The sequence below is a fragment of the Bradyrhizobium sp. genome, from assembly GCF_019242285.1.
GTDB lineage: Bacteria > Pseudomonadota > Alphaproteobacteria > Rhizobiales > Xanthobacteraceae > Bradyrhizobium.
In genome coordinates this window covers 1-5,649 of sequence record NZ_JAFAVV010000636.1, presented here as the reverse complement: position 1 = coordinate 5,649, position 5,649 = coordinate 1, and the positions used below count along the sequence as shown (strand labels likewise).

The 5,649-nt window shown below is 66.2% G+C and carries 5 protein-coding genes; 2 read left to right on the top strand and 3 right to left on the bottom strand.

The genetic code is table 11. The annotated features are described in order from the left end of the window. On the bottom strand, window positions 1-1,875 hold a 1,875-nt coding region (locus tag JOY90_RS25970; protein WP_291693964.1), incomplete at its 3' end, for a heavy metal translocating P-type ATPase. Window positions 1,876-1,946: 71 nt separating this feature from the next. Between JOY90_RS25970 and JOY90_RS25965 the strand changes: the two genes are divergently transcribed. After that, the gene (locus tag JOY90_RS25965) at window positions 1,947-2,222 is read left to right on the top strand and encodes a metal-sensitive transcriptional regulator (RefSeq protein WP_291693963.1); all 276 of its coding nucleotides are present in this window, start codon (window positions 1,947-1,949) and stop codon (window positions 2,220-2,222) included. Between the two features lie 207 nt (window positions 2,223-2,429). Here JOY90_RS25965 and JOY90_RS25960 read toward each other — a convergent pair whose 3' ends face one another. After that, window positions 2,430-3,413: a YiiX/YebB-like N1pC/P60 family cysteine hydrolase gene (locus tag JOY90_RS25960; RefSeq protein ID WP_291693962.1), complete on the bottom strand. Its 984-nt coding sequence runs from the start codon at window positions 3,411-3,413 to the stop codon at window positions 2,430-2,432. Between the two features lie 208 nt (window positions 3,414-3,621). Here JOY90_RS25960 and JOY90_RS25955 point away from each other — a divergent pair, with 208 nt between their 5' ends. Further along, on the top strand, window positions 3,622-5,043 hold the full coding sequence (locus tag JOY90_RS25955; RefSeq protein ID WP_291693961.1) for an NAD(P)/FAD-dependent oxidoreductase: 1,422 nt from the start codon (window positions 3,622-3,624) through the stop codon (window positions 5,041-5,043). A 2-nt stretch (window positions 5,044-5,045) separates the two neighbouring features. Here the strand turns inward: JOY90_RS25955 and JOY90_RS25950 are convergent. Next, window positions 5,046-5,649 (bottom strand): sulfite exporter TauE/SafE family protein (locus JOY90_RS25950; protein ID WP_291693960.1); only part of this gene is annotated, 604 nt, incomplete at its 5' end.

Genomic DNA, 5,649 nt, shown 5'->3' with positions numbered 1-5,649 from the left:
GATCACCTTGATGCCCTCGGCGGCAAGCGCTTTCAGCGCATCCGGCGTCGAGGCCTTGACCGGATCGGCAATCGCGAACAGCCCCGCAAGGGCGCCGTCGACCGCCATGTGGACCACGGTCGCACCATCGCCGCGCATCCGCTCGGCTTCCGCGTCGAGCGGCGTGGTGTGGACGCCGGTCGAGACGAGGTATTTCGCGCTCCCGATCACGACCGAGCTGCCGCCGACCTTGCCGGTCGCGCCCTTGCCGGTCGGCGCGTCAAAACCTTCCACCTGGGCCAGATCGAGCCCGCGCTCCATAGCCGCGCTCACGATCGCATCCGCCAGCGGATGCTCACTGGCGCGCTCGACACTGGCCGCAAGGCGGAGAATGTTGCGCTCGTCGAAGCCTGTGGCTGCGACGATGGCGACCAGCTTTGGCTTGCCTTCGGTCAATGTGCCGGTCTTGTCGACCACCAGCGTGTCGACCTTCTCCATGCGTTCCAGCGCTTCAGCGTTCTTGATCAGCACCCCCGCTTGTGCGCCGCGACCGACCCCGACCATGATCGACATCGGCGTCGCGAGCCCGAGCGCACAGGGGCAGGCGATGATCAGCACGCTGACCGCGGCGACCAATCCGAACGCCATGCGCGGCTCCGGCCCGAAGCTCGCCCAGGCGGCGAACGCCAGCAGCGCCACTGCGATCACGACAGGCACGAACCAGCCGGCGACCTGGTCGGCGAGCCGCTGAATCGGCGCGCGCGAGCGCTGGGCATCGGCGACCATCTGCACGATCTGCGACAGCAGCGTATCGCGCCCGACCTTGTCCGCCCGCATCACGAAGCTGCCGGACTGGTTGAGCGTGCCGGCGATGACGCGCGCGCCCGTCTCCCGGGTCACCGGCATGGATTCGCCGGTCACCAGCGATTCATCGAGGGTCGAGCGGCCTTCGAGAATGAGGCCGTCGACCGGCACTTTCTCGCCGGGTCGCACCCGCAGCCGGTCGCCGACCGCGAGCTGCTCGATCTCGACCTCGTGGTCGGCTCCGTCGGCGCCGATGCGGCGCGCGGTCTTCGGTGCGAGCCGCAGCAAGGCCTTGATTGCGCCCGATGTTGCCTCGCGCGCCCGCAGTTCCAGCACCTGGCCGAGCAGCACCAGCACGGTGATGACGCTGGCCGCCTCGAAATAGACCGCGACCGCGCCGCCATGCGCCCGGAAGGTCTCCGGGAAGCTATGCGGCACCAGGGTTGCGATCACGCTGTAGAGATAGGCCACACCGGTGCCCATCGCGATCAGCGTGAACATGTTGAGATTGCGCGAGACCACCGACTGCCAGCCCCGAACGAAGAACGACCAGCCGGCCCACAACACGACGGGCGTCGCCAGAGCAAGTTGAATCCAGCTCGACAGCACCGGATCCATCCAGTCATGCGGCCCGGCGAGATGTCCGCCCATTTCCAGCACCACGACGGGCGCAGCCAGCACCGCGCCGATCCAGAACCGTCGGCGCATGTCCGCGAGCTCCGGATTGGGCGCGGCATCGAGGCTCGCGACTTCCGGCTCCAGCGCCATGCCGCAGATCGGGCAGCTTCCCGGGCCGACCCGGCGGATCTCTGGGTGCATCGGGCAGGTATGGATCGTGCCGGCCGGCGCCTCGCGCTGCGGCTTCGTTTTGTCGAGATATTTTGCTGGATCGGCAGCGAACTTGGTGCGGCAACCGGCCGAACAGAAATGGAAGGTTTCGCCGCGATGGTCGAAGCGGTGTTTGGACGTTTCCGGATTGACGGTCATGCCGCACACGGGATCGAGCACACCGGATTGGACGGGTTCGTGCCCGTGCCGATCACCGTGGCCGGCGTGGCTCTGTCCGCTGCAACAGGCCTTCGTCTCGTCCATCGTGTGCCCGCCGCTTGCCATCGTCCCGCTCCGGCATTGAAACCTATACCCGGTAGGGGTATATAGGCGGCATGCGAAAAGAGATCAAGGCGTCCTGCCAGAAGCGATTGAACCGGATCGAGGGCCAGGTGCGCGGCCTCGCCAGGATGATGGACGAGGAGCGCTACTGCATCGATATCGTCACGCAGATATCCGCCGTCCGCGCCGCGCTCCGGCGGCTCGAGGAGGAAGTGCTGCGCGACCACGTCGCACATTGCGTCGAGGGCGCGATCGCCTCGGGCAACAAGACCGATCAAAGGGAAAAGATCAGCGAGCTGATGGCGGTGATCAGCCGCTCGGACCGATGATCGGATAGTCCAAGGCAACGACAATGGAATTAAACGATCAGCTGCCGCCACACTCTCTACGGTCATCACCCGAAGGCGGGTGATCCAGCATCCCAGAGATGGCAGAGTTCGAATCGACAGGCCGGGGCGTGCCGGGCCGCCCGGTCGAGCCGGGCGGCGACAGCAGGGTTAAACATCGGCGTGCCCCGTAGTGACGGACGCAGCGCGCTACGCTGCAACCCCGCGCGGCTTCGAGCGGCGTTCGGGACGACGCGCGGGTACCTTTTCGAACTGCAGAAAATGCTCCTGAACCGTGAAGCGCTCGATCAGCTCCGGCGCATCGCAGGCGGCGATCACTTCTTCAAGCGCAAGCGCCGTTTCTTGGTCAATCTCCTCAGGAATGAGCGGCGGCGACGGGATCGCTTCTGGAAACGGTCCGAATTCGCCCGCTACCTCCGGGAGCGGCTTCTGCTTGTCGGCCCAATGCAGCGCAGTGTAGTCGAAGCCGCGGATGATGGTCGGCTTGACGATCTCGAAATAGGGCGAGATGTCGAAGTCGCGCGGCATGTAGAGCGAGGAATCGCGGATGTGCAGGATCTCGCGCCGCGCCTTGCGCGAGCCGGCGCGTGTGATCTTCGGCAGGATCGGATAGCGCACGGCGTCGAAGGCCTGCGCGATCAGGGCCGAGCAGATCGTCTTGGTGGGATCGCCCGAGCCGAGCGCGATCATCCGGCGCCGCCAGCGCTGCGGCACCGGCAGCGGGATCAGGAAGCGCATCAGGTCGAGGATGTTCTTGGTGTCATAGCCGAAGCCGATCCGGTTGATGGCATAGCGGCACACCGTGTGACGGTCCTCGTAGGACAGGCCGACGGGCCGGCAAATCCGCGTGTGGTAGGAGAAATATTTCGAGATCGGCGCCGACATCACGCCCTCGCCGACATTGGCCTCGATCAGCACATGGGCCTCGCCGTCCTCTTCCTCGGCGCCGTCGACGGCGCCGACATAGAGCGCGGCATGCGACCAGGTCGACTGCGTGAGATACTTGATGATGCCGGAGATGCGGCTGTTGCCTTCGACCAGCAATACGTCGCCCGGCTGGATCACGCTGAGCAGATGTTCAGGATCGCTCGGCGTGAACGGCTCATAGCCCGGCACCTCCTTCTCGAGGTAGCCGGCAATGAGCTTGCCGATGGTGTCGAGCATGACGCCCATAAGGATAGTCCCCCCGCGCGGGCCGTTTATGGCCGCTGTTTCCCGTCTCTTAGCATGCTCGAAAGCCCTTGCAATTTCGTTCATGCATGGCTGGGCGGCAATCGTCCATCAATCCATGATTGAATAACCATGGACGTTGCCGGGAAACCCCGGATGCGGCAAGGTTCGTGCGAAGTTCTTCGTTCCTTCAAGCTTCGGAAACCATGACATGACAATGACGCGCCGCGGCTTCCTTTCCGCCTCGGCGGCAATTGTGGCAACACCGGTATTTCCGGCGAACGTTCGCGCGACGCCCCTGCCGCTGAATGCGGACATCGTCGTGATCGGTGCGGGTGCGGCTGGAATTGCTGCGGCGCGGCGCATCCAGGAGGCCAATCGCAAGGTGGTCGTGGTGGAAGCCGCGAGCCAGATCGGCGGTCGCTGCGTGACCGATCTGACGACCTTCGGTGTGCCGTTCGATCGCGGCGCGCGCTTCCTCTACAGTCCCGATACCAACCCGATGGTCAAGCTGGCGCGCGGTCTCGGTCTCGATGTTTCCGCCGCGCCGCTCGGCCAGAAGATTCGAATCGGCCGCCGCTACGCGCGTGCCGGCGAGACCGAGGACTTCCTGGCGAACCTGGTGCGGGCCAACCGCGCCATCGACGACGCCTCGCGCGGCAAGGCGGACGTGGCTTGTGCGACAGCCTTGAAGGATCTCGGCGACTGGGCCGGCACCGTCGATTTCATGCTGGGCCCGGCTTTCGCGGGCAAGGATCTGAAGGAGCTTTCCGCCGTCGACAAGGCGCGCGCGCAGGAGCGCGGCGCGGCCATCGCCTGCCGTCAGGGCCTGGGAGTGCTCGTCGGCAAGCTCGGCGAGCAATTGCCGGTCTCGCTGTCGACGCCGGTCACCCGCATTGCCTGGAGCAACCGCGATGTGACGGTGGAAACGGCGGCTGGCAGGATTCCCGCGCGCGCTGTCATCCTCACGGTGTCGAGCAACGTGCTTGCGGCCGGCAGCATCAAGTTCGCGCCCGACATCCCGAAGCGTACGATCGACGCCGCGGGCAGGCTCGCCCTCGGCAGCTACGATCATGTCGTGCTGCAGATGGCCGGCAATCCGCTCGGGCTTGCGCCGGACGAGGTGCTGATCGAGCAGAGCAACTCGTCGGCGACGGCACGGCTCTACGCCAATATCGGCGGCTCCTCGTTGTGCTCGATCGATGTCGCGGGCGCGTTCGGCCGTGATCTGTCGGCCAAAGGCGAGAAAGCCATGGTGGACTTCGCCCGGGAGTGGCTGAACAAGCTGTTCGGCAGCGATGCGGTGGCGGCGGTGAAGCGATCGGCGGTAACGCAATGGAACGCGGCGCCTTACGTGCTTGGGGCGATGTCGGCGGCGTCCGTCGGCGGCGAGCCGTCGCGCAAGATTCTCACGGAGCCGATCGGCAACCTTTATCTTGCAGGCGAGGCGACCCACGAGACGCTCTGGGGAACGGTCGATGGCGCCTGGGAGAGCGGCGAGCGCGCCGCGGATGCCGCGCTTCGCAAGATCGGCGCGCTGAAGGAAGCCGAGCCGGAGCAGGGGCCGACCGTGCGTGTCGCAAAGCCGCGGCATCACAGCGCGCCGGCGCGGCGGGGATCCTCGCTGTATTAGGATCAACGCAGCACGGCATCGAGCGCGGGCAGGCCGGCGATGACGGCGAGCGCGATCAGGGCATAGCAGATGCTGCGGAACAGCGTCTCGCTGGCGCGGCCGAACAGCGAGGCACCGAGCCGGACGCCGATTGCGTAGACGGGGCCGACCACCAGCGAGAATCCGATGGCATCGAGCGTGATCAGCCCGGTGCTGCCATAGCTGAGGACCGAGAAGAAATCCGAAGCACCGAAGAACAGCAGGATGTTCGCGCGCGCCACTTCCGAGGCGATCGGCCGGCCGAGCCAGTAGCCGACGATCGGCGGCCCGCCGGTCTGCGCCAGCCCGCTGCAGAAGCCGGACAGCGCGCCGATCCCTACCGACAGCGCGGCACGGTCCCGGCCGCGATAGCGCCAGCCGGAGAGCAGCAGCATGAGCAGCGCGGCGACGAAGCCCGAAATGATCCAGCGCGTCGTCACCGGGTCGAGCACGTTCAGGAAATAGGTGCCGAGCGGCACGCCGATCAGCGCGCCGACGACGATGATCGCGGTCGCGCCGCGATCCGCCTTTTCCCAGGCATTCGGCAGCAGCGGCGCCGCAGCGACGAAATCGATGATCAGCAGCAGC

Bases quoted from the DNA above. Each gene is read 5' to 3' on its own strand.
- JOY90_RS25960 (WP_291693962.1), bottom strand. From the start codon at position 3,413: ATGGGCGTCATGCTCGACACCATCGGCAAGCTCATTGCCGGCTACCTC.
- JOY90_RS25955 (WP_291693961.1), top strand. From the start codon at position 3,622: ATGACAATGACGCGCCGCGGCTTCCTTTCCGCCTCGGCGGCAATTGTG.
- JOY90_RS25965 (WP_291693963.1), top strand. From the start codon at position 1,947: ATGCGAAAAGAGATCAAGGCGTCCTGCCAGAAGCGATTGAACCGGATC.